At 68.0% G+C, this 22,293-nt stretch carries 18 protein-coding genes; 14 read left to right on the forward strand and 4 right to left on the reverse strand.

All coding sequences use genetic code 11. The features are described from left to right. Positions 1 to 303: 303 nt before the first annotated feature. The gene (locus tag V3B30_RS22495) at positions 304 to 918 is read left to right on the forward strand and encodes a DUF938 domain-containing protein (RefSeq protein WP_100475038.1); all 615 of its coding nucleotides are present in this window, start codon (positions 304 to 306) and stop codon (positions 916 to 918) included. A 16-nt stretch (positions 919 to 934) separates the two neighbouring features. Here V3B30_RS22495 and V3B30_RS22500 read toward each other — a convergent pair whose 3' ends face one another. Then, on the reverse strand, positions 935 to 4,621 hold the full coding sequence (locus tag V3B30_RS22500; RefSeq protein WP_262084072.1) for an indolepyruvate ferredoxin oxidoreductase family protein: 3,687 nt from the start codon (positions 4,619 to 4,621) through the stop codon (positions 935 to 937). Positions 4,622 to 4,790: 169 nt separating this feature from the next. Here V3B30_RS22500 and V3B30_RS22505 point away from each other — a divergent pair, with 169 nt between their 5' ends. Further along, positions 4,791 to 5,426, forward strand: a complete 636-nt coding sequence (locus V3B30_RS22505) for a tetratricopeptide repeat protein (protein WP_100475036.1) — start codon at positions 4,791 to 4,793, stop codon at positions 5,424 to 5,426. Positions 5,427 to 6,090: 664 nt separating this feature from the next. On the opposite strand, the gene V3B30_RS22510 is transcribed toward V3B30_RS22505, so the two are convergent. Beyond that, positions 6,091 to 7,575: an AAA family ATPase gene (locus V3B30_RS22510; protein ID WP_005420987.1), complete on the reverse strand. Its 1,485-nt coding sequence runs from the start codon at positions 7,573 to 7,575 to the stop codon at positions 6,091 to 6,093. Positions 7,576 to 7,698: 123 nt separating this feature from the next. Between V3B30_RS22510 and V3B30_RS22515 the strand changes: the two genes are divergently transcribed. From V3B30_RS22515 to V3B30_RS22555, 9 genes are all read left to right on the forward strand, one after another. Continuing rightward, on the forward strand, positions 7,699 to 8,328 hold the full coding sequence (locus tag V3B30_RS22515; protein WP_010487235.1) for a ParA family protein: 630 nt from the start codon (positions 7,699 to 7,701) through the stop codon (positions 8,326 to 8,328). A 38-nt stretch (positions 8,329 to 8,366) separates the two neighbouring features. Then, positions 8,367 to 8,843, forward strand: coding sequence for a histidine phosphatase family protein (locus tag V3B30_RS22520; protein WP_262084071.1), 477 nt, complete (start codon positions 8,367 to 8,369; stop codon positions 8,841 to 8,843). A 4-nt stretch (positions 8,844 to 8,847) separates the two neighbouring features. After that, positions 8,848 to 9,465: a YceI family protein gene (locus V3B30_RS22525; protein ID WP_262084070.1), complete on the forward strand. Its 618-nt coding sequence runs from the start codon at positions 8,848 to 8,850 to the stop codon at positions 9,463 to 9,465. After that, positions 9,462 to 11,513: a phospholipase D family protein gene (locus V3B30_RS22530; RefSeq protein ID WP_262084069.1), complete on the forward strand. Its 2,052-nt coding sequence runs from the start codon at positions 9,462 to 9,464 to the stop codon at positions 11,511 to 11,513. The genes V3B30_RS22525 and V3B30_RS22530 overlap by 4 nt, the downstream gene beginning before the upstream one ends. Positions 11,514 to 11,523: 10 nt before the next feature. Then, positions 11,524 to 11,958, forward strand: a complete 435-nt coding sequence (locus V3B30_RS22535) for a hotdog fold thioesterase (protein WP_262084068.1) — start codon at positions 11,524 to 11,526, stop codon at positions 11,956 to 11,958. 118 nt (positions 11,959 to 12,076) lie between these two features. After that, the gene (locus tag V3B30_RS22540; protein WP_100475031.1) at positions 12,077 to 12,868 is read left to right on the forward strand and encodes a lysophospholipid acyltransferase family protein; all 792 of its coding nucleotides are present in this window, start codon (positions 12,077 to 12,079) and stop codon (positions 12,866 to 12,868) included. Between the two features lie 52 nt (positions 12,869 to 12,920). Then, positions 12,921 to 13,910, forward strand: coding sequence for an alpha/beta fold hydrolase (locus V3B30_RS22545; RefSeq protein ID WP_042359058.1), 990 nt, complete (start codon positions 12,921 to 12,923; stop codon positions 13,908 to 13,910). A gap of 56 nt (positions 13,911 to 13,966) precedes the next feature. Further along, positions 13,967 to 16,036, forward strand: coding sequence for a tetratricopeptide repeat protein (locus tag V3B30_RS22550; protein WP_262084067.1), 2,070 nt, complete (start codon positions 13,967 to 13,969; stop codon positions 16,034 to 16,036). 10 nt (positions 16,037 to 16,046) lie between these two features. Next, on the forward strand, positions 16,047 to 16,658 hold the full coding sequence (locus V3B30_RS22555) for a YbhB/YbcL family Raf kinase inhibitor-like protein (RefSeq protein WP_262084066.1): 612 nt from the start codon (positions 16,047 to 16,049) through the stop codon (positions 16,656 to 16,658). A gap of 151 nt (positions 16,659 to 16,809) precedes the next feature. Here the strand turns inward: V3B30_RS22555 and V3B30_RS22560 are convergent, their stop codons facing one another. Beyond that, the gene (locus V3B30_RS22560) at positions 16,810 to 17,634 is read right to left on the reverse strand and encodes an META and DUF4377 domain-containing protein (protein WP_262084065.1); all 825 of its coding nucleotides are present in this window, start codon (positions 17,632 to 17,634) and stop codon (positions 16,810 to 16,812) included. 73 nt (positions 17,635 to 17,707) lie between these two features. Next, entirely contained in the window at positions 17,708 to 18,502 is a 795-nt protein-coding gene (locus V3B30_RS22565) for an undecaprenyl-diphosphate phosphatase (protein WP_262084064.1), read from the reverse strand. Positions 18,503 to 18,724: 222 nt separating this feature from the next. Here V3B30_RS22565 and glnA point away from each other — a divergent pair, with 222 nt between their 5' ends. The 3 genes from glnA to amt all read left to right on the forward strand — a co-directional run bounded on the left by glnA (position 18,725) and on the right by amt (position 22,245). Continuing rightward, positions 18,725 to 20,134 (forward strand): type I glutamate--ammonia ligase, encoded by a 1,410-nt coding sequence (gene glnA / locus V3B30_RS22570; protein ID WP_100475025.1) that lies wholly within the window; start codon positions 18,725 to 18,727, stop codon positions 20,132 to 20,134. Between the two features lie 323 nt (positions 20,135 to 20,457). After that, entirely contained in the window at positions 20,458 to 20,796 is a 339-nt protein-coding gene (locus V3B30_RS22575; RefSeq protein ID WP_004134334.1) for a P-II family nitrogen regulator, read from the forward strand. 21 nt (positions 20,797 to 20,817) lie between these two features. Beyond that, the gene (amt, locus tag V3B30_RS22580; RefSeq protein WP_262084063.1) at positions 20,818 to 22,245 is read left to right on the forward strand and encodes an ammonium transporter; all 1,428 of its coding nucleotides are present in this window, start codon (positions 20,818 to 20,820) and stop codon (positions 22,243 to 22,245) included. The last annotated feature ends 48 nt before the right edge of the window (positions 22,246 to 22,293 follow it).

The raw sequence follows: 22,293 nt of genomic DNA on the forward strand, positions 1-22,293 counted from the left end.
TCAGATCCGTTTTCCTGCGGAAAACGGATCTGACCCCAATGCCGTTCCAACAGATCGCTGGAAACTGTCGAAGGCGGGGTGGGTCCGGTTGCGGGGGCGTGAGCGCCATGGATGGCGCGACCGAGCCTCCATGGACGGATTCACGGCGTCCCCCGCAATCGGATCCATCCCGCCATCCCCCAGGAAGCCAGCTTTTGACGTTGCTTCGGCCTTTGCGGTTGCTTCGGCGGGTGCAGGGCGCAGCCCTGCCGGGCAACACCCCCTCGTGCACAATGGGGCCGACCCCGCCTGGACACCGTCCTGATGTCGAGCAAGCCGTATTCAGAAGCCTGCGAGCGCAACCGCGAACCGATCGCCACCGCACTCGACCCGTGGATGGGCGACCGTCACCGGGTGCTGGAAATCGGCAGCGGCACCGGACAGCACGCGGCCTTCTTCGCCGAGCGCTGGCCGTGGCTGCGCTGGCAGCCCAGCGACCATCCGGACCATCTGCCCGGCATCGAGGCCTGGCGCGCCGGGGCCGCGCTGCTGAACCTGCTGCCGCCGGTGGCGCTGCAGGTGGAACTTCCACCGGCGCCCGGTCTGAGCCTGCCGCAGGGCAGCATGTTCGACGCCGCATTCAGCGCCAACACACTGCACATCATGAGCTGGGAGCACGTGCAGGTGCTGTTCGCCGCGCTGCCATCGGTGCTGCGTCGCGGCGCGCTGCTGGCGGCGTACGGCCCGTTCAACTACGGCGGCCGCTACACCAGCGAAAGCAACGCGCAGTTCGATGCCTGGCTGAAGGCGCGCGACCCGCGCAGCGGCATCCGCGATAGCGAAGCGGTGCAGGCGCTGGCCGCCGACCACGGGTTCACCCGCCTGGGCGATGTGGCGATGCCGGCCAACAACCGCCTGCTGCTCTGGCGGCTGGGGTGAACCGCCGGCATTCCCTTCAAGCCACCTGCACGATGTGCAGCGCCTTCGGGTTGCGCCACTGCGCAAGCAGGGCGGCTTCACGCACCTTGGCCTGCTCGACATGCGCTTCCTTGACGTGGCCGAAGCCGCGGATGTGCTCGGGAACGCTGGCGATTTCCACCGCCAGCGCCAAGCGGTCGTCATCCAGGCCGTCCAGCAGCAGCTGCACGGTGGCCTCGTAATCGCCGATCAGCTTGCGCTCCATGCGGCGTTCCCCGGTGCGGCCGAACACGTCGAAGCGACCGCCACGCAGGAACTTCAGCCTGGCCAGCAGGCCGAAGGCCTTGAACATCCACGGGCCGTACTCCTTCTTCAGCAGCCGGCCCTGCTCGTCCTTCTTGGCGAACAGCGGCGGCGCCAGGTGGAAGCGCAGCTGGTAATCGCCCTCGAACTGCTGCTGCAGGCGGCGCTGGAAGTCGCCGCTGGTGTACAGGCGGGCCACTTCGTACTCGTCCTTGTAGGCCATCAGCTTGAACAGGTAGCGGGCCACGGTCTCGGTCAGTGCGGTGGAACCGCCGATGCGGTCGGCTTCGGCGGCGCGCACGCGCTCGACCAGGCTGCGGTAGCGGTTGGCATAGGCAGCATCCTGGTACTCGACCAGGAACGCGGCGCGGCGCTCGATCATCTCATCCAGCGAACGCGACAGGCGGGCATCGTCCAGCGGCAGGAATGCCACGTCGCCACCGTGCGAGGGCAGGCCGCGCAGTTCGCGTTCGTCGCCGGTGTTGCGCGGTGCCGCGGTGGCGCCCCATTCGTTGCCTTCCCACTCGCCTGGCGGCAGCGGATGCAGCGGGCCCGGGGTGGATTCGGTATCGGTGTGGCGGTTGTGTACCAGGCCGGCGGCCTGCTGCACGGCTTGCGGATCGACCACAGCCAGGCGGCCCCAGGCAAAGGCCTGCTGGTTCATCGCCACCGCAGCGCCGTTGAGTTCGATGGCGCGCATCAGTGAATCGAACGACAGCGGCACCAGGCCCTGCTGCCAGGCGTAGCCGAGGATGAACAGGTTGGCGGCGATCGCATCGCCCAGCAGAGCGGTGGCCAGCTGGGTGGCATCGAGCAGCAGCGGCTCCTGGCCACCCAGCGCCACGCGCACACCGGCAACGATATCGGCGGCGGGGAACTGCATGTCCGGGCGGGTTGTGAAAGTGCCCGGCATCGCTTCATAGGTGTTCAGCACCACCTGCGAACGGCCGGCGCGCACCTTCGACAGCGCCCAGTAATCGTTCACCACCACCATGTCGCAGCCCAGCACCAGGTCGGCTTCGCCGGCGGCGATACGCACGGCGTGGATGTCGTCCGGGCGGCGCGCAATGCGGATGTGCGTGGTCACCGCACCGCCCTTCTGCGCCAGGCCGGTCTGGTCGAGCACGGTCGCACCCTTGCCTTCCAGGTGGCCGGCCATGCCCAGCAGCGCACCGATGGTCACCACGCCGGTACCGCCGACGCCGGTGATCAGGATGTTCCAGGGCTGCTCCAGGCTGCCGCGGATGGCCGGTGCCGGCAGGTTGTCCAGCAGGGTGGAGGCATCGCGCTTGCTGCCCTTGCGTGGCTGGCCGCCGTGCACGGTGACGAAGCTCGGGCAGAAGCCGTTCACGCACGAATAGTCCTTGTTGCAGTTGGACTGGTCGATCTCGCGCTTGCGCCCGAACTCGGTTTCCTTCGGCAGCACCGAAACGCAGAAGCTCTTCTTGCCGCAGTCGCCGCAGCCTTCGCAGACCAGCGAGTTGATCAGCACCCGCTTCTGCGGGTCTTCCAGCTTGCCGCGCTTGCGGCGGCGGCGCTTCTCGGTGGCGCAGGTCTGTTCGTAGATCAGGATTGAAACACCCTTCACTTCGCGCAGGCGCTTCTGCACTTCGTCCAGTTCGCTGCGGTCGTGGAACTCGACATCGCTGGGGAAGTGCTCGCGCTGGCCGGTCCACTTGCCGATGTTGTCCGACAGCACCACGATGGTGTGGATGCCTTCGGCGCGCATCTGCCTGGCGATGTCCGGCACGCTCAACGGGCCGTCCACCGGCTGGCCGCCGGTCATCGCCACCGCATCGTTGTAGAGGATCTTGTAGGTGATGTTGACGCCGGCGGCGACCGCCTGGCGGATCGCCAGCGAACCGCTGTGGAAGTAGGTGCCGTCGCCGAGGTTCTGGAACACGTGCGGGGTATCGGTGAACGGCGCCTGCCCGGCCCAGGTCACCCCTTCGCCGCCCATGTGGGTGAAGGTGTCGGTGCTGCGGTCCATCCAGGTCACCATGTAATGGCAACCGATGCCGGCCAGCGCACGCGAGCCTTCCGGCACGTTGGTGGACGTGTTGTGCGGGCAGCCCGAGCAGTAGTGCGGCACGCGCGGGAAGCTGGCGCGCGGCAACGCAAGCTCGGCTTCCTTTTCCTGCATCCACTGCAGGCGCTGCTCGATCGATTCGTTGTTGAAGAACTTCTGGATGCGGCGACCGATCACGCCGGCGATGGTGGCCGGAGTCAGTTCACCGGTGGACGGCAGGATCCACTCACCGCTCTCGTCGTACTTGCCGACGATCGACGGGCGCTGGCCCCAGCTGGCCGGCCAGTTGAAGAACTGCTCCTTCATCTGGCGCTCGATGAAGGCACGCTTCTCCTCCACCACGATGATGTCTTCCAGGCCCTGCGCGAAGCGCGCGATGCCCTGCGGCTCCAGCGGCCAGGTCATGCCGACCTTGTACACGCGGATGCCGATGTCGGCGCAGGCGGCTTCGTCCAGGCCCAGGTATTCCAACGCCTGCAGCACGTCCAGGTAGCTCTTGCCGGTGGTGACGATGCCCAGCCGCGCGCGCGGCGCGTCCATCACCACCTTGTCGATGCCGTTGGCGCGGGCGAATGCCTGTGCGGCCTTCACCGCATAGCGGTGCAGGCGCATCTCCTGGTCCAGCGGCGGGTCCGGCCAGCGGATGTTGAGGCCACCTGCCGGCATCTCGAAGTCTTCGGGCAGCACGATGCGGCGCGCCATCGGATCGACCTCGACCGAGGCCGACGATTCGACCGTCTCGGCGATCGTCTTGAAACCAACCCAGCGGCCGGTATAACGGCTCATTGCCCAGCCCAGCAGGCCCATGTCCAGGATGTCCTGCACGCCGGCTGGATTCAGCACCGGCATCATCGCGCTGACGAACTCGTCCTCGCTGCCGTGCGGCAGGGTTGAACTGCGGCAGGCATGGTCATCGGCGGCCAGGGCCAGCACGCCGCCGTAGCGCGAGGTGCCGGCGGCATTGGCGTGCTTGAACACGTCGCCGCAGCGGTCCACGCCCGGGCCCTTGCCGTACCACATGCCGAACACGCCCTGCACGTTGGCGCCGGGGAACAGGTTGGTCTGCTGGGTGCCCCACACCATGGTGGCGCCCAGGTCCTCGTTCAGGCCGGGGGTGAACTTCACCTTGGCCGCGTCCAGGTGCTTGCGTGCGCGCCACAGTTCCAGATCGAAGCCGCCCAGCGGGCTGCCACGGTAGCCACTGACAAAACCGGCGCTGTCGATGCCTTCCTGTGCATCGCGCAGCCGCTGCATCAGTGGCAGCTTCACCAGCGCCTGCACGCCACTCAGATAGATCCGCCCCTCGTTGCGGGTGTACTTGTGGTCGAGCGTGTAGCCACGGTCGATCAGGTCGGCGGAAGAGGGCGAAGTGAGTTGCGCGGTACTGGTCATGGCTGGCCCGGTCAGGATCGGCTGGCACCGGCCGCGTGCGGGCACGCGGCGGGAAAGGCGCGAATTGTAGCAGTGGGGCCCTTCCGCCCCGGCACTCGCGCAGGCGGCCATGCTGGGGTTAGGATCGGGGAGAGAGAGGGAGGCTGCGGTTGCGGCCTGGGGAGAAGGGATGTCAGTTGCAGGAAAGATCCTGGGCAGCATGTTGCTGGTCTCGGGAACGGCCCCGGTGTGGGCCGCGCCGGCGGTGCCGGCACCACAGGAGTTCTACTTCGACAGCGATGCGGCCGCCGTGCCGATGGTCGTGGTCCAGTCCGACGGGGATGAACTGGTGGCGCAGCTGCTCAAGCAGCGCGAGCGCGGCCGGCGCACCGTGGAGGCCACCGTGCAGCTGGCGTCGGTGGCCATTGCGCAGGGCCGCACCGAGCTGGGTGAACAGCTGTATCGCGAAGCACTGAAGGATGCGCCGGTGCAGGGCAGCCTGGGCCGTGGCGTGCGCTGGAATTACGGCTGGGACCTGCTGCGGCAGGGCCAGGCCGAGGCGGCCCTGGAGCAATGGCAGGCCGCCGCCGGTGGTTCGCTGAGCAAGCCGGGCTGGCTGCCACCCACCTATGCGCTGGCGCTGTGGCGGGCGGGGCAGAAGCAGGAGGCGGTGCAGTGGTATGCCGCAGCGGTGCGTACCGAGCCGACGCAGTGGAGCGACAGCAGCCGTTATGCGGAACTGTTGCCGTTGTGGCGTGACGACGAGCGCGCTTCGCTGGCGGAAGTGCAGCAGGCCTGGGCGGCCGCCCCGCCGGCCTGGCCCTGAGGGAAGGGGTTCGGCCGGGTTGCACCCGGCACCCGCAGAGGCAACGGCTGGAGCAACTGCAGCAGCCGAAGCAACAGCGGGCTTCCTGTGGGATGGCGGGGCACTGTGGGTTTACGGGGACGCCGTGAACCCCCCTCCGGGGTCCGGCCCAGCCGCTGGCGGCTGGGCGTTCGGGCGCTTGCGAGGCATGCCTCGCAGGCAAAGCGCCCTCACCCATGGGGGCTCGATGGCGCCATCCATGGCGCCAACGGTCCTGCCTGCCCATACCGCCCCGCCTCTGACGGTTCCCTGTTGCTGTTGGTAGGTGTCGACCTTGGTCGACACGGTAGATCCACGCCATGCGTGGATGCATCCGCATCGGAATCAACTATTCGATATCTGATCGAAATGCAGCCGAGCGTGGGCTCGGCTCTACAAAGAGCGACCAGCCAAGCGGCTTTTGCTCTTGCCTTTGCTCTTCTTTTTTTCATTTCCGTGGCTGGACGCCCCGGGAATTGTCAGAGGCCGGGCGGGTAGGCTGCGCAGGGGCGTGAGCCGCATGGATGCGGCGATCGAGCTTACAGGGACGTACTTGCAGCGTCCCCTGCGCAGCCTACCCGCCCGGCCCTACCCAGCATCTGCGTTGAGCGACCAGCCACGAGGGGCTGTGCCGTTCGCGGGAACCTCAATCGTCCGCGGAAACCGTGCGCCCCGACGCCCATGCCCGCAGTGCCTCCACCTGCTCGGCCATCAGCACCGACAGCGGCCGCGTGGCACGGATCTCGTTCATCAGCAGCTCGGTATCCAGCGGCCGGCCTTCGGCGTGCGCCGCATACAGCCCGGCCACGATGGCCTGCTCGATCTCGGCGCCGGAGAAGCCGTTGGCTGCCGCCGCCAGCGCCGGCAGCGCGAAGTCGTCACCATTGAGCTGGCGTCGCCCCAGGTGCAGCCGCAGCAGTTCCACGCGCACTTCGGGCGTGGGCAGGTCGACGAAGAAGATCTCGTCGAAACGGCCCTTGCGCAGCAGCTCGGCGGGCAGCTCGTGCACCTGGTTGGCGGTGGCGACGATGAAGACCGGCGCCTTGCGCTCGGCCATCCAGGTCAGCAGGTAGCCGAGCACGCGGCGCGATACGCCACCGTCCTCGCCACCGCTGGCCAGGCCCTTCTCGATCTCGTCCATCCACAACACGCAGGGCGCCAGCTGCTCGGCCGAGGCCAGCGCCTGGCGCAGGTTGGCCTCGGTCTCGCCGTGGTACTTGTTGTACAGCGCACCGACGTCCAGGCGCAGCAGCGGTACGCCGAAGCCGGCGGCGGTGGCCTTGGCCAGCATCGATTTGCCGCAGCCCTGCACGCCCAGCAGCAGCATGCCGCGCGGCGGGTCCAGCCCGGCCGGTGCCGAGCCGGCGATGAACGCCACCCGGCGCTGGCTTATCCAGCGCTTGAGCCGGTTGGCACCGGCCACGTCGCCGAAGCGCGCGCTGTCATGCTCGAAGAACAGGTGGCCACTGCGGTTGAGCAGCTCGAACTTCAGCCGTGCCAGCTGCGGCAGGTCGTCGTCGCGCAGCGCGCCGTCGGCGTAGATCAGCTGGCGGGCGATGCGGCGGGCGTCGACCAGGCTCAAGCCCTGCAGGTTCTTCAGGATCTTCTTCACTGCCTCGCTGTCGACCTCGACGCGGCGGCCGCCGTGTTCGCGCGCATAGGCGTCGGCCTCCTCGCGCAGCATCTTCAGCAGGGCATTGGCATCGGGCAGGCGCGGGTTGAAGCGCACCGCCAGCGCTTCCAGCTCGGCCGGCAGCTCGACCTTGGCGCCGATCAGCACCAGCACGTGCGGCTCGCTGTGGCGGCGCTGGATCAGGTCGCGCAGCGCGCGCTGGTGGCTGGCATAGCCCAGGTAGGGGTGGAAATCGAGCAGCAGGTAGACACCCCGCTGGTCGGCCTGGCGAATCATCTGCAGGGCCGCGCTGGCGTCGGGCGGGCCGACCGGCGGGTCTTCGCGGTCCAGGTCGATGCGACGCAGGCCCTCGGTGATGGACCAGCGGTGCAGGGCCCGCCACACGTGCATCAGCGTCTGCCGGAACAGCTCGACGATGCGGCCCTCATCCTGGGTCTCGATCACGATCAGGGGGGTATTGGCGCGGATCAGTGCGCTCAGGTCCTGCAGTTCGCTCATGCCGGTTCGATCCTTCGGGGGCGCCACGATAGCAAAGGCGACGGCCACTGGTTCAGCACGGCGCTACCTCCCGTCACCACCGCCGGTGTACGCTCGGGGCACGTACCCGGAAGCGAGGCTGGCATGAAGACGATCCTGGTGGCCGGTTCCAAGGGCGGGGTGGGCAAGACCACCGTCGCCACCCACCTGGCCGCGTACGCGGCATTGCAGGGCAAGGCCACGGTGATCGCCGATGCCGACCCGCAGGGCTCCAGCACCCGCTGGGCACAACGGCGTGCCGGGCTGGAAAGCGCGGTGCTCCCCATCGATGTGTACCGGAAGAAGCAGTGGGCGCAGAAGCTGCCCGACGGTACCGATACCGTCATCATCGATGCACCGGCCGGGGCACTGGCCGACGATATCCCCCATTTCCTGGACGCGGCCGACGCCGTGGTGGTGCCGGTGCTGCCCTCGGCGCTGGATATCGAAGCCATCGTCGGCTTCCTCAACAGCCTGGCCCAGAACCCGCGCGTGCACAGCCGCAAGCTGCCGGTGGGGCTGGTCCTCAACCGCACCAAACCCTGGACCCAGACCTCGCAGCAGGCGCTGCAGATGCTGGGCGAGTGGCCGTACCCGGTGGTCGCGCAGCTGCGTGACAGCCAGAGCTACGTGGTCATGACCGGCCTGGGCCGCAGCCTGTTCGACTACCGCTCGGCCCAGGTGCGCGAGCACCAGGCCGACTGGGAGCCGCTGCTGTCCTGGTTGAAGCTGTAACGCTGCACGTCTCCACCCTCTTTTCATGGAAACCCGCGATGCGTGAATTGATCCTGCTGCGCCATGCCCATGCCGAACCCGCCGTTTCCGGCCAGGCCGACCTCGACCGGCCGCTGTCGCCGGTAGGGCTCGCCGAGGCCGAAGCGGCCGGCAAGTGGTTGAAGGAAAACAACCTGCTGCCCGACTGCGTGCTGTGCTCGCCGTCGCGACGCACCCGCGAGACCCTGGAAGCGGTGATGACGGCCATCGGCTATGTCGAAAAGCGCCTGGAAGACCGTATCTATGAGGCTACCCCAGGCACCCTGGCGGCGCTGGTGGACGAGCGCCGTGACCTGGACCGGGTGTTGATCGTCGGCCACAACCCGGGCCTGGAGCAGCTGGTGGCCCTGATGACCGACGGCACCAGCAGTGACTACCGTGGCATGCCGCCGGGCGGCGTGGCCGTCCTTGGCTTCCCGCGCGAGTCCTCGATCGAACCGGGCGTGGCCAGCCTGAACGCGTTCTGGTGGCCGTGATCCGATGAGCCTGGCGCGGCGCAGCCGCTTCCTGCTGCCCGCGTTGCTGGCGCTCGGCCCGGCCTGGGCCGCGGCGCCCCCACCGACCCCGTTGCCGCCCGTGTCCGCCGAGGCGCCACGGGTACTCCGCCTGGATACCCAGCGCTCGCGGATCGGCTTCGAGGTGCGCACCCGCTTCGGCCAGCGCATCGAAGGCGTGTTCCCGCACTTCGAGGGGCGTATCGAGCTCCTGTCCGATGGCCGCCACCAGGTGCACCTGAAGATGTTCACCCGCTCGGTGGAGATCCCCGGCAAGGCGCGCTATACCGGCTGGATGCGTGGCGAGGAGTTCTTCGATGCCGGGCGCCATCCGGTGGTCGAGTTCGACTCGCTGCCGTACTGGCCGGAGACCGTGGAACAGGGCGGCGACATCAATGGCCGGCTGACCCTGCGCGGCGTCAGCCACCCCGAGTCGCTGCGGGTCGAGAAAGCGGAGTGCGACCGACCCGGCTATGATTGCGATGTCGTCAGCCGCGGTACCGTTCAGCGAGGCCGGTATGGAATGGACAGCTGGCAGCTTGCCTTGAGTGACCGAGTGACTTTCGTATTGCGTGCGCGCCTGAGCGAGGCGCCGAAACCGTGAACCTCCTGCTGCGTGTACTGGCGCTGGCAACCGTGTTGCTGGGCAGCGGTTGTGCATCGCTCTCGCATGCCGAGCGCGATCGCGCCGAAGCAATCGCCGTGCAGGCGCGCTCGACCGACGTCGACTGCCAGCGTGCCGATCGCTGTGCGCAGGACTCTCCCCTGCGTGCGCTGGCCGGGCGGGCGTTCACCGAATCCACCCCGGAACAGCCGCGCCACTACGCCACCCTGCTCGACGAGGGCGAGGGCGCCCTGGTGGCGCGCCTGAACCTGCTGCGCAGCGCGACCCGCAGCATCGATCTGCAGACTTACATCTTCGACAAGGACGACAGTGCGCGGCTGGTCATCGACGAGCTGCTGGCCGCCTCGCGGCGCGGGGTGAAGGTGCGGGTGTTGATCGACCAGCTCTCGGCGATCTCCGACCTGCAGATCCTCGGCGCGCTGTCCGGCGCGCACCAGAACTTCCAGCTGCGGGTCTACAACCCGACCTTCGGCAAGGCCCGGCTGAACTACTTCGACTATGCCGGCAGCGTGCTGTGCTGCTTCCGCCGCTTCAACCAGCGCATGCACAACAAGCTGCTGGTGATCGACGATGCGATCGGCGTGGTCGGCGGCCGCAACTACCAGGATGACTATTACGACTGGGATCGCGAGTACAACTTCCGCGACCGCGACGTGCTGATCGCCGGCCCGGAGGCGCGGGCGATGGCCGCCAACTTCGATGCCTTCTGGCGCGCCAAGCGCAGCGTGCCGGCCGAGCGCCTGAACGATGTCGGCCGCACCCTGCTGCGCGAGGGCGTGCCGACCCTGCCGCCGGCCAGCTTCCGCCGCCCCGAGCGGGTGCAGCGGGTCAGTGCCGAAGCCAACGACATGGACTTCGTCAGCCGTTCCTTCGTCGATACCGCGTTGCCGGTGGCCTCGGTGCGCTATGTGGCCGACCTGCCGCGCAAGCACCGGCGCGAGAAGGCCGATGCGCCGCTGGCAGGCCAGCACGTGACCGAGCCGCAGCTGGATGCGCTGATCGCCGGCGCGCAGAAGGAAGTGATCCTGCAGACCCCGTACCTGGTGCTGTCCAAGCCGGCGCAGAAGCTGTTCCGAGCACTGCGCGAGCGCCCGCAGCCGCCGCGCGTGGTGGTATCCAGCAACAGCCTGGCGGCCACCGACAACCCGATCGTCTATGCGCTGTCGTACAAGTACAAGCGGCGCAACATGCGCGAACTGGGCTTCAACATCTTCGAATACAAGCCGTTCCCGCTGGATGCACCGGTCGATTACCGCAACCTGCTGCCCGACCCGATCGCTGCGCCCGAAGGCGAGGATGACAGCGGGCGCAATCCGTTGATCGGCGGCAGCGCTGCAGGCAGCAATGCCGGCGACAGCCGCGATGAGCGCCCTGCGCCGACCGGCAAGCAGGGCCCGGTGAATCATCCGCGCACCGGCAGCGCCTACCAGAACGCGCGCGAGCGCCGCCGCGCGGCCGGCAGCGAGGTGGAAACGCGCCTGCTGCGCACCGAGACACGACCGTCGTTCCTGGGCAGCAAGGCGGTCAACAAGCCGTTGCCGGTCACCCGCAAGGGCGCCCGTATGGGCCTGCACGCCAAGTCGCTGGTGGTCGATCGCCGCATCGGCGTGGTCGGCACCCACAACTTCGATCCGCGCAGCGAGAACTACAACACCGAAGGCGCGGTGATCATCGATGACCCGGCCTTCGCCGAGCAGCTGGCCGAGAGCATCCTGCGCGATATCCATCCGCAGAACTCGTGGACGGTGGCGCCGCGGGCCAAGCCGCCGGTGCTTTCCGGGCTCAACTACAGCGTCGGCAAAGCCTCCGAAGCACTGCCGATCCTCGACTTCTGGCCGTGGCGCTATGCCACCGACTACGAATTCAAGCCCGGCCCGGACTGCCCGCAGCCATTGCCGCGACAGGACCCGGGCTTCCACCGCTGCTATGTCGCCGTGGGCGACTTCCCCGAGGTCAATGTCGGCCCGAAGTGGCTGCTGGTCCGCATGCTGACCGCATTCGGCGCCGGCCTCGTTCCCATCCTCTGAAGGTGCCCGCATGACCCAGGTGTTCCGCGAAGCCGTTTCCCTCGAGCAGCTCAACACGCTCAGCCGCAACACCGCGATCGCGTCGTTGGGCATTGTCTTCAGCGCGGCCGGTGACGACTGGCTGCAGGCCACCATGCCGGTGGACGAGCGCACCCGCCAGCCCTACGGCATCCTGCACGGCGGCGCGTCGGTGGTGCTGGCCGAGACCCTGGGCAGCAGCGCCGGCAACCTGTGCGTGGATGCGGCCAAGCAGATCTGCGTGGGCCTGGAAATCAACGCCAACCATGTGCGCGCCGTGCGCTCGGGCACGGTCACCGGCACCGCGCGCGCGCTGCACGTCGGCCGCAGCACCCAGCTGTGGGAGATCCGCATCGAGGATGAGCAGGGCCGGCTGGTGTGCATCTCGCGGCTGACCCTGTCGGTGGTGGCGGCCGGCCACGGCTGAGCCCCGGACGGCCGGTGACGGCAGCGGAACCCAGCGTTCCCTGCCGATTGCCCCGGTCAATGGCAGTTATGGCCTAAATCGGCTGGCAGCGATGACGGCCCTCCGGTATCGTGCGCGGATGACTTCCCCCACTCCGGCCCCCCGCGGCGGCGTGGCGCGTGTGTGCCGTTACCTGTACCGCGTACCGCTGCTGTTGGTCCACATCGTCGTGTTCCTGCCGCTCATCCTGATCGGCATGCTTCGGCCGTGGGGCGAACTGCGCGTGGGCGAAGCGACCTTCGGTGCCAAAGTGGTGAACTGGTGGCAGGGTGGGTTGATGTGGATCTTCGGCTTCCGCCTGGTGCAGATCGGCACGCCGTTGCCCGGTGCCGTGCTGTTCGTCGCCAACCACGTCAGCTGGGTCGACATCTGCATCCTGCACAGCCAGCGCATGATGGGCTTCGTCGCCAAGCGCGAGATCGCCAGCTGGCCGCTGGTCGGCTGGCTCGCCGCGCGTGGCCAGACCATCTTCCACCAGCGCGGCAATACCGAATCGCTCGGTGGCGTGATGCAGGTGATGTCCGATCGCCTGCGTGAAGGCAAGGCGGTGGGCGTGTTCCCCGAAGGGCGCACCCGCGGCGGCCACGAAGTCGGTCCGTTCCATGCCCGCATCTTCCAGGCCGCAGTTGAAACCGGCGTGCCGGTGCAGCCGGTGGCACTGGTTTACGGCGCCAAGGGCGATGCGCAGACCATTGTCGCGTTCGGCCCCGGCGAGAGTTTCTTCGCCAATTTCCTGCGCCTGCTCGGTGAGCCGGCGCGGCGTGCGGAAGTGCACTTCCTGGCACCGATCGGTGCGCAGGATCTGGAGGGCCGTCGGCGCATCGCGGAGACTTCGCGCGCGCGCATCGTGGCGGCCATGAGCACGCAGTGAGGCTGCGGTGGCCCTGATCCCGCCACCCGTCCTGGACGCCGGCACGCCGACGCTGCATGCGGCTGACTACCAGCCGCCGCGCTGGCTGCGCAATCCGCACCTGCAATCGATGCTCAGCTCCAGCCGCATGCGCCTGCAGCGCGGCCTGCTGCTGCTGGCCGCGACCGGCGCGATCAGCGAAGAACTGATCCTCGACGGTGGCGATGGCGTGCGCCTGCAGGGCTGGCACAGCCACGTCGAAGGCCGCGAACCCAAGGGCATGGCCCTGCTGCTGCACGGCTGGGAAGGCAGCGCCGAATCCAGCTACATGCGCATGGCGGCCGCGCGCATGCTCGAACAGGGCTTCGACGTGGTGCGGCTGAATTTCCGCGACCACGGCAATACCCATCATCTCAACCCCGGCATCTTCCACTCCAACCTGATCGACGAAGTGGTGCATGCCGCCGGCGATATCGCCCAGCGCTGGCCGCAGCTGCCGCTGGTGGCGGCGGGTTATTCGCTGGGCGGCAACTTCGTGCTGCGCCTGGCCCTGCGCGCGCCGGCCGCCGGCGTGCCGCTGCTGCGCGTGGCCTCGGTATGCCCGGTGCTGGACCCGGCACTGACCATGGAAAGCATCGAGAACGGCCCGGCGATGTACGACTGGTACTTCCGCCGCAAGTGGGCCGGTTCGCTGCGGCGCAAGCGCGACCTGTTCCCTGAGCTGAGCGACTGCGACGACCGCGTGCTGAAGCTGGACATCCGCGCGTTGACCGCCTGGCTGGTCGAGCGCCACACCAGCTTCGGCTCGTTGCAGGCCTATTTCGATGGCTACTCGATTGCCGGCGATCGCCTGTCCACGCTGCAGGTGCCGGCCGACATCCTGATGGCGCAGGACGACCCGGTGATTCCCTATGCGACCTTCAGCGACTGGCAGCTGCCGCGCCAGGCGCACCTGGAAACCGCCTGCTGGGGTGGCCACTGCGGCTTCCTGGAAAACTGGCGCGGCGACGGCTTCTCCGAGCGCTGGGTGGCGCAGCGCCTGCAGCGCGTGCTGCAAGGCTGAACCGGCACGGGCGCGCAGGCCGCTACAATGCGGGTTTGCCCTTGAACCGGACCGCCATGCAAGACCAGATCATCCAAGCGTTGCGCCAGAACGAGGCCGACCAGGCCGTGCAGCTGGCCCAGGCGTGGACCCGTGATGAACCCGGCCAGGCCGAGGCCCACCGCTGGCTGGCGCTTGCGCTGCAGCAGCAGGGCAACGCCGAGGACGCGATGCAGGCCCTGCAGCAGGCGCTGCAGCTGGCCCCGGACAATGCCCAGCTGCACCTGCAGCACGCCGGCCTGCTGCTGGCCCTGCGCCAGTTCGACGGCGCCGGCGAAGCACTGACGCGCACCACCGGGCTGGACCCGAACGCATTCGCCGCCTACCTGATGCAGGCCCACCTGGCGATCGGCCGCAATGATTTCGATGAAGCGCAGCGCCTGTCCACCCTGGCCTCGCGTGTCGAACCGGACCACCCGGAACTGCTGACCATCGACGGCATGATCGCGCTGCGCCGCGATGATCCCGATCGCGCGCTGACGCTGCTGTCGGCCGCCAACCAGGCCCAGCCCAACGACATTCGCGTGCTCTACGCACTGGGCTTCGCCTACCTGGGCAAGAACATGCTGGCCTTCGCCGAGCAGGCGTTCCGCCGCGTGCTGGAACTGAACCCCACCCTTGCCTCGTTGCATGGCCTGGTGGTGCAGCTGGCCATGCGCCAGGGCAACCTGGACGCTGCCGCCGAAGCGATGCAGCTCGCGCTGCAGCAGCAGGGCCTGGATACGCCGTCGATGCGCCGCCTGGCCGGCGAACTGGCACTGCGCAGCGGCCAGCCGCTGCAGGCGCTGGAGCACCTGCTGCCGTTGCTGGAGTCGCTGCCTGACGACCGCGACGTGCTGCAGCTGCTGCTGATGTCCTGGCAGCGCCTGGGCCGCGAAGACGAGGCCCGCGCCCGCCTGGATGCCGCCCTGGAGCAGCACCCGCAGCTGCATGACCTGTGGCTGGCACGCCTGGCGGTGGAAGAGGTCGGCAGTGCCACCGCCGCCGCCACGGTCGAGCGCTGGATGGACGCGATGCCGGGCCACCTGCCGGCGCTGGAAGCGCGCCTGCGCCTGCACGACATGGTCGGCGAACACGCCCAGGCCGAAGCGATCGCCGAGCGCATCGTCAGCCTCGAACCGGGCCGCGTCAGCGGCGAAACCCGCCTGGTCGAAGGCCTGCTGCAACGCGATCCGGCCGCCGCGGTCGCCCGCGTGCAGGCGCTGATCGACATGGCACCGGAAGGCCACCGCGCCGACCTGCGCACCTGGCTGGGTGAGATCCAGGATCGCGCCGGGCAGCACGAAGACGCGCTGCAGACCTGGCTGGCACTGCAGGCCGACCAGGCCTCGCAGCGCCTGCCGCTGCCGCCGCAGGCCAAGGCGCCGCCGAGCTGGCCGGACAAGGGCGAGATCGACGGCGAGGCCACCTCCGCGCCGATCTTCCTGTGGGGGGCGCCGGGTTCGGGCGTGGAGCGCGTGGCGACCGCCCTGGCCGCCGCCAGCCCGGTGCTGCGCAGCGACCGCTACACCTCCAATGCACCCGATGATGCCTTCCAGAACTACCACACGCTGCAGGACCTCGCTTCCGGCGTGCTGACCCCGGAGCGGCTGGTGCAGCGCTGGCGCGAACAGCTGCCGTCGCGGGGCGTGCAGGACGACGCGGTCATCGACTGGCTGCTGTGGTGGGACAACGCGCTGTTGTGGGCGCTGCGCCCGCAGCTGCCGCAGGGCCGCCTGCTGGTGGTGCTGCGTGATCCGCGCGACATGCTGCTGGACTGGGTGGCCTACGGTGCGGCTGCACCGCTGGCGATGACCTCGCTGGCCGAAGCCAGCGAATGGCTGGCACGCGCGCTGGCCCAGGTCGCCGCCCTGCACGAGGACGATCTGTATCCGCAGGTGCTGCTGCGCATCGACCAGATCGGCAACGATCCGCAGGCGATGGCCGAACTGCTGGGCCGCCTGTTCGAGCGGCCGATGCCGCCGGCCGCGCAGCTGGGCGCGCCGCGCTTCCCGCCCGGCCACTGGCGCAACTACCGCGACGTGATGAGCGCCGCCTTCGCCAAGCTCACCCCGATCGCGGTGCGCCTGGGTTACCCGGAAGAGTGAGGACACGCCGATGCAACTGAGCAGCCACAGCCTGACCAACGGTGCACTGATCGACCGCGAATTCGCCGCCGGCGATGCCGCGGGCTTCGCACCGGACCGCAATCCGCACCTGGCCTGGAGCGGCGCGCCGGAGGGCACCCGTTCGTTCCTGCTGGTGTGCGTCGATCCAGACGTGCCCACCGTGCCGGAGACAGTCGGCCGCACCGACATGAGCGTGCCGCGCGACCAGCCGCGCTGTGATTTCGTGCACTGGGTGATGGCCGATATCCCGGCCTCGGTGCACGAGATCGCCGCAGGCAGCTGCAGCGACGGCTTCGTGGTGAAGGGCAAGTCCGCACCGGCCGGCCCGGCCGGCAGCCGCCAGGGCCTGAACGACTTCACCGGTTGGTTCGCAGGCAATCCGGACATGGCCGGTGACTACCTGGGCTATGACGGCCCGTATCCGCCGTTCAACGACGAGCGCCTGCACCGCTATTTCTTCCGCGTCTTCGCGCTGGACGTAGCGTCGCTGCAGCTGCCGGAACGCTTCACCGCTGCCGACGCCTACCGCGTCATGCACGGCCACGTGCTGGCCGAAGCCGCGCTGCATGGCACCTACACGTTGAACCCGGCGCTGGGCTGAGCGAGCCACCTGCTTCTGTAGCCGAGCGCATGCTCGGCTGCTGTCTGCCGGAAGAGCAGCCGAGCATGGGCTCGGCTCGACGACGCACAACGAAGAAGGGCGGCCTTGCGGCCGCCCTCCACCCGTCAGCCGACTGACAGCCGGCTCTACATCACTTCTCGATGGCCGACTCGACCACCATGTCCAGCACATACGCCTGCGACGGCGCATCGGCCGGCGGGTTCTTCACTTCGTAGCGCTTCACGCGCACCACGTTGCGCACGCCGTCTTCGTGGGTGTAGCCCTCGATGTTGCCGTAGAAGTTCTCGAACTTGCCCGGCTCACCCTGCTTCAGGCCCTTGTCGTCGAACTTCACTTCGCGCACCTGCAGGCACTGGTAGTCCGGGATCAGCGGGTGCGAGCACTTCTGTGTCTTGGCGGCCACTTCCAGGAACACGGTTTCGCCGGCGCCGCCGTAGCGGGTTTCAGCGGTCGGCTCCGGGTTGAACACCAGTACGTCGCCCTTGGCGTTGGTCAGGGTCAGCTTGCCATCGGCATCCTGCTCGGCCTTCAGCTCGCCCTGCAGGCGGCCGGACACGGCCTCGTCCAGCGCCATCAGCGCCTTGTCGGTGCAGGCCATCATGGTCGAGGCCATCGCAGACACGCTCAGCTTGCCGTCGGCCAGGGTGTAGCCGCCGCCCATGCGGTTGCAGGTGTTGCTGACCGACAGGCGGCCATCCGCGAAGTCCAGGGTGACCGGCTTGTCTTCGCGGGCGAACAGCGCGTCGATGCGCTTGCCATCGGCACCGGTGGCCTGCTGCAGCAGCCAGTGCTGGCTCTGCAGGCGCTGCGCATCCAGGTGCGCCAGCGTCTGCTGGTCTGCTGCCTTGGCCGCGGCCGGGGCCACGTCGTCGCCGCCGGTGCCGGCCGGGGCCGGGGTCTGGCTGCAGGCGGCCATCAGGGCCAGCGGGAGGAGCAGGGTGAGCTTGCGGTTCATGGTGATTCTCCTTGGGGAACCGTGGGGGAAACGGGGTGGGGCCGGCAACGGGGTTACCGTGCCCCGGTGCTGTTCAGCTGCCGGAGGGCAACCACAGCAGCAGCACCGCGCCCAGCGCGATGCGGTAAAGGGCGAAGGCAGTGAACCTGTGCGACTTGATGTAGCCCATCAGCCACTTCACTACGACGAAGCCGGTGATGGCCGCGGCAAGGAAGGCCACGCCCACGTCGGCCCAGTCCTCGCTGCCCAGCTGCCCGGCCTTGGCCATTTCCAGGAAGGTGTAGGCGCTGGCAGCGAACATGGTGGGAATGCCGACCAGGAACACGAACTCGGCGGCGGCGGCGCGGCGGCTCAGGCCCAGCAGCATGGCCAGGAAGATCGCCGAGGCCGAGCGCGAGGTGCCGGGGAACACCCCGGCCACCACCTGCGCCAGGCCCACGCCGATCGCCACGGTCCAGGTCACCTGGTCGCGGTCGGGCAGGCGCGCGGTGTAGGCCTCCACCAGCAGCATCCAGACGCCGCCGATGATCAATGCCCAGGCCACCGGGCTGACCGTCTCCGGCAGCGACCAGCCGGCCTTGCGCACCACCAGGCCGACCACCGCAGTGACCAGGAAGGCCGCGCCCAGCTTGAACACGTACTCGCGGTTCGCGCGCTGGTTGAAGCCGGTGGCCAGCTGCAGCAGGCGCTGGCGGAACACCAGTACCACCGCCACGATCGCACCGGCCTGGATGACGATGTTGAAGAAGTCCGAACGGGCTCCCAGCCAGTGCTGGGCGATGAGCAGGTGGCCCGTGCTGGAGATCGGCAGGAATTCGGTCAAGCCTTCGAGGATGCCCAGCAGCAGGGCAGAGAGCAGGTCGGACATGGACGGTGCGGGCGCGCGGCAGGAAGAAAGAAGGTCGAGAGGATAGACGATCCCTGCTGCACCAAACGGGTGCGTCTGCTGCCGGCTGCACCCGTTTGGTGCGCACGGTTCTGCACCGCTAGAGAGCGGTCTTTTTTAAATCAATGACTTGCAGCCTGCGAAAAGTTGGCACGGTCGTTGCTGTACCTCAGCAGGCATTCATCCCCATCCGAGGTCGTACCGATGTCCGTGGAAAACGTTGAGAAGCTGATCAAGGACAACCAGATCGAGTTCGTCGACCTGCGTTTCGTCGACATGCGTGGTGTCGAGCAGCACGTGACCTTCCCGGTCAGCATCGTCGAGCCGTCGCTGTTCGAAGAAGGCAAGATGTTCGATGGCAGCTCGATCGCCGGCTGGAAGGGCATCGCCGAGTCGGACATGGTGCTGCTGCCGGATACCGCCAGCGCCTACGTCGACCCGTTCTACGCCGATCCGACCATCGTGATCAGCTGCGACATCCTCGATCCGGCCACCATGCAGCCGTATGGCCGTTGCCCGCGCGGCATCGCCAAGCGCGCCGAGGCCTACCTGAAGTCCTCCGGCATCGCCGAAACCGCGTTCTTCGGCCCGGAGCCGGAATTCTTCATCTTCGACTCGGTCCGCTTCGCCAATGAAATGGGCCACACCTTCTTCCAGGTCGACTCGGAAGAAGCGGCGTGGAACAGCGGCGCCAAGTACGATGGCGCCAACAGCGGCTACCGTCCGGGCGTGAAGGGCGGCTACTTCCCGGTGCCGCCGACCGACACCCTGCACGACCTGCGTGCCGAGATGTGCAAGACCCTGGAACAGGTCGGCATCGAGGTGGAAGTGCAGCACCACGAAGTGGCCACTGCCGGCCAGTGCGAGATCGGCACCAAGTTCAGCACCCTGGTGCAGAAGGCCGACGAACTGCTGCGCATGAAGTACGTGATCAAGAACGTCGCGCACCGTAACGGCAAGACCGTCACCTTCATGCCCAAGCCGATCGTCGGCGACAACGGCAGCGGCATGCACGTGCACCAGTCGCTGTCCAAGGGCGGCACCAACCTGTTCTCCGGTGACGGCTACGGTGGCCTGAGCCAGCTGGCGCTGTGGTACATCGGCGGCATCTTCAAGCACGCCAAGGCCATCAATGCCTTCGCCAATTCCGGCACCAACAGCTACAAGCGCCTCGTGCCGGGCTTCGAAGCGCCGGTGATGCTGGCCTATTCGGCCCGCAACCGTTCGGCATCGTGCCGCATTCCGTGGGTCTCCAACCCGAAGGCGCGCCGCATCGAAATGCGCTTCCCGGACCCGATCCAGTCCGGCTACCTCACCTTCACTGCGCTGATGATGGCCGGCCTGGACGGCATCAAGAACCAGATCGACCCGGGCGCACCGAGCGACAAGGACCTGTACGACCTGCCGCCGGAAGAAGAGAAGCTGATCCCGCAGGTCTGCTCCTCGCTGGACCAGGCGCTGGAAGCGCTGGACAAGGACCGCGAGTTCCTGAAGGCCGGTGGCGTGATGAGCGATGACTTCATCGACGGCTACATCGCGCTGAAGATGCAGGAAGTGACCAAGTTCCGCGCGGCCACCCACCCGCTGGAATACCAGCTGTACTACGCCAGCTGACCGGGGGCGATGGCGGTGGGCTTCCCCCTCCCACCCGCCGCCATCGCGCCCGTTTTCGCGGCTGGGGAGCCGCGGTCAGATCGGGGTCGGATCCCGTTCGTTTACGGACGGGCTCTGACCCCTGATCCAGGGGCAAGAGAGAGACCGGATACGCGACCAGGGCCGCCCTCCCTCCCGCGTCGGTCGTGCAAGGAGAGAGGCACGGCCGTCCCGGCCCAGTACGTGTCCGGTGCAACAGCCACGGTCATCACCCCGATGGCCGGTGGTTGCCTGATGCCAACGCGCGCTGGCGCGCTGGCCCCATCCACCCTCGGGACATGCGCATGAAACTGATCTCCGCCATCATCCGGCCGTTCAAGCTCGACGAGGTCCGCGAGGCCCTGTCCGACGCAGGCGTGTCGGGCATCACCGTGACCGAAGTGAAAGGTTTCGGTCGCCAGAAGGGCCACACCGAGCTGTATCGCGGCGCCGAGTACGTCGTCGATTTCCTGCCCAAGATCAAGATCGAAACCGTGGTCACCGACGAGCGTGCCGACGCGGTGATCGAAGCGATCCAGTCGTCGGCAGGCACCGGCAAGATCGGTGACGGCAAGATCTTCGTCACCGCCGTCGAACAGGTCATCCGCATCCGCACCGGCGAAATCGGTGCCGACGCCCTGTAACCCCCTTCCGGAGACTCCCCCATGAAGATGCGCCTTCTCACCGGGTGGCAAGCCCGGTTCCATCTGGTGTGCCTGTTGATGCTGCTCAGCGCGCTGGCCGCCGGCGCCTGGCCGGGCAGTGCCCACGCCCAGGCCCAGATCTCGCCGCTGCCCAGCGAAAGCGTTGCGGTTGAACCGCTGCAGGATCCTGCAGCGGCAGCTGCTGCGCCGGCCGTGGCCGAAGCCGCCGCCTATGATCGTGGCGACGTCGCCTGGATGCTCACCTCCACCCTGCTGGTGCTGTTGATGGTCGTGCCGGGCCTGGCCCTGTTCTATGGCGGCCTGGTGCGTTCGAAGAACGTGCTGTCAGTGCTCAGCCAGATCCTGGTGGTGTTCTCGCTGGTGCTGCTGCTGTGGGTGGCCTATGGCTACAGCGCGGTGTTCAGCGCCGGCAATCCGTTCTTCGGTTCGTTCACCGAATTCGCCTTCCTCAAGGGTTTCACGCCGGAGTCGGTGGGCAACACGCCGATCAAGGGCCTGCCGGATTACCTGTTCGTCGCCTTCCAGTCGACCTTCGCCGGCATCACCACCGCGCTGATCGTCGGCGCATTCGCCGAGCGCATCAAGTTCCGCGCGGTGCTGCTGTTTTCGGCGCTGTGGTTCACCCTCAGCTACATCCCGATGGCACACATCGTCTGGGGCGGCGGCTACCTGGGTGAACTGGGCGCGATCGACTTCGCCGGTGGCACCGTGGTCCACATCAATGCGGGCGTGGCCGGCCTGGTCGGCGCGTGGTTCGTCGGCAAGCGCCTGGGCTATGGCCAGACCGCGCTGAAGCCGCACAACGTGCCGTTTACCTACATCGGCGCCATGCTGCTGTGGGTGGGCTGGTTCGGCTTCAATGCCGGTTCCGCCGCTGCCGCTGATACCGTGGCCTCGCTGGCCTTCCTCAACACCGTGCTGGCCACCGCCGCTGCCGTGCTGGGCTGGACGCTGGTGGAAGCCATTGGCAAGGGCAAGCCGTCGGCACTTGGCGCGGCCTCGGGTGCGGTGGCCGGCCTGGTTGGCATCACCCCGGCCTGCGGAACTGTCGGCCCGCTTGGCGCGATCATCATCGGCTTCGTCGCCGGCGTGGTCTGCGTGTGGGGCGTGACGGGCCTCAAGCGCATGCTGAAGGTGGACGACACCGCCGACGTGTTCGGTGTGCATGGTGTCGGCGGCATCGTCGGCGCGATTCTCACCGGTGTGTTCAGCGCACAGTCGCTGGGCGGTACCAAGCCCGATCTGGATATCGCCCATCAGGTCTGGGTGCAGCTGGTCAGCGTCGGCCTGACCGTGGTCTGGTCGGCGGTGGTGACCACGCTGATCCTGCTGGTGGTGCGCAGCGTGGTCGGCCTGCGCGTCACCGAGGAAGCAGAGCGTACTGGTCTGGATGTGACTTCGCACGGCGAGTCCGCCTACGAGGCCTGAAGTAGCGGCGGAGCTACTGCATTGATGGTGTGGGTGCCGACCGTTGGT

Source organism: Stenotrophomonas sp. SMYL41, from assembly GCF_036319965.1.
Classification (GTDB): domain Bacteria; phylum Pseudomonadota; class Gammaproteobacteria; order Xanthomonadales; family Xanthomonadaceae; genus Stenotrophomonas; species Stenotrophomonas maltophilia_R.

Excerpts from the sequence above, each read along its gene's own strand:
- V3B30_RS22495 (WP_100475038.1), top strand. The coding sequence starts at position 304 with ATGTCGAGCAAGCCGTATTCAGAAGCCTGCGAGCGCAACCGCGAACCG.
- V3B30_RS22500 (WP_262084072.1), bottom strand. The coding sequence starts at position 4,621 with ATGACCAGTACCGCGCAACTCACTTCGCCCTCTTCCGCCGACCTGATC.
- V3B30_RS22505 (WP_100475036.1), top strand. The coding sequence starts at position 4,791 with ATGTCAGTTGCAGGAAAGATCCTGGGCAGCATGTTGCTGGTCTCGGGA.
- V3B30_RS22510 (WP_005420987.1), bottom strand. The coding sequence starts at position 7,575 with ATGAGCGAACTGCAGGACCTGAGCGCACTGATCCGCGCCAATACCCCC.
- V3B30_RS22515 (WP_010487235.1), top strand. The coding sequence starts at position 7,699 with ATGAAGACGATCCTGGTGGCCGGTTCCAAGGGCGGGGTGGGCAAGACC.
- V3B30_RS22520 (WP_262084071.1), top strand. The coding sequence starts at position 8,367 with ATGCGTGAATTGATCCTGCTGCGCCATGCCCATGCCGAACCCGCCGTT.
- V3B30_RS22525 (WP_262084070.1), top strand. The coding sequence starts at position 8,848 with ATGAGCCTGGCGCGGCGCAGCCGCTTCCTGCTGCCCGCGTTGCTGGCG.
- V3B30_RS22535 (WP_262084068.1), top strand. The coding sequence starts at position 11,524 with ATGACCCAGGTGTTCCGCGAAGCCGTTTCCCTCGAGCAGCTCAACACG.
- V3B30_RS22540 (WP_100475031.1), top strand. The coding sequence starts at position 12,077 with ATGACTTCCCCCACTCCGGCCCCCCGCGGCGGCGTGGCGCGTGTGTGC.
- V3B30_RS22550 (WP_262084067.1), top strand. The coding sequence starts at position 13,967 with ATGCAAGACCAGATCATCCAAGCGTTGCGCCAGAACGAGGCCGACCAG.
- V3B30_RS22555 (WP_262084066.1), top strand. The coding sequence starts at position 16,047 with ATGCAACTGAGCAGCCACAGCCTGACCAACGGTGCACTGATCGACCGC.
- V3B30_RS22560 (WP_262084065.1), bottom strand. The coding sequence starts at position 17,634 with ATGAACCGCAAGCTCACCCTGCTCCTCCCGCTGGCCCTGATGGCCGCC.
- V3B30_RS22565 (WP_262084064.1), bottom strand. The coding sequence starts at position 18,502 with ATGTCCGACCTGCTCTCTGCCCTGCTGCTGGGCATCCTCGAAGGCTTG.
- glnA (WP_100475025.1), top strand. The coding sequence starts at position 18,725 with ATGTCCGTGGAAAACGTTGAGAAGCTGATCAAGGACAACCAGATCGAG.
- V3B30_RS22575 (WP_004134334.1), top strand. The coding sequence starts at position 20,458 with ATGAAACTGATCTCCGCCATCATCCGGCCGTTCAAGCTCGACGAGGTC.
- amt (WP_262084063.1), top strand. The coding sequence starts at position 20,818 with ATGAAGATGCGCCTTCTCACCGGGTGGCAAGCCCGGTTCCATCTGGTG.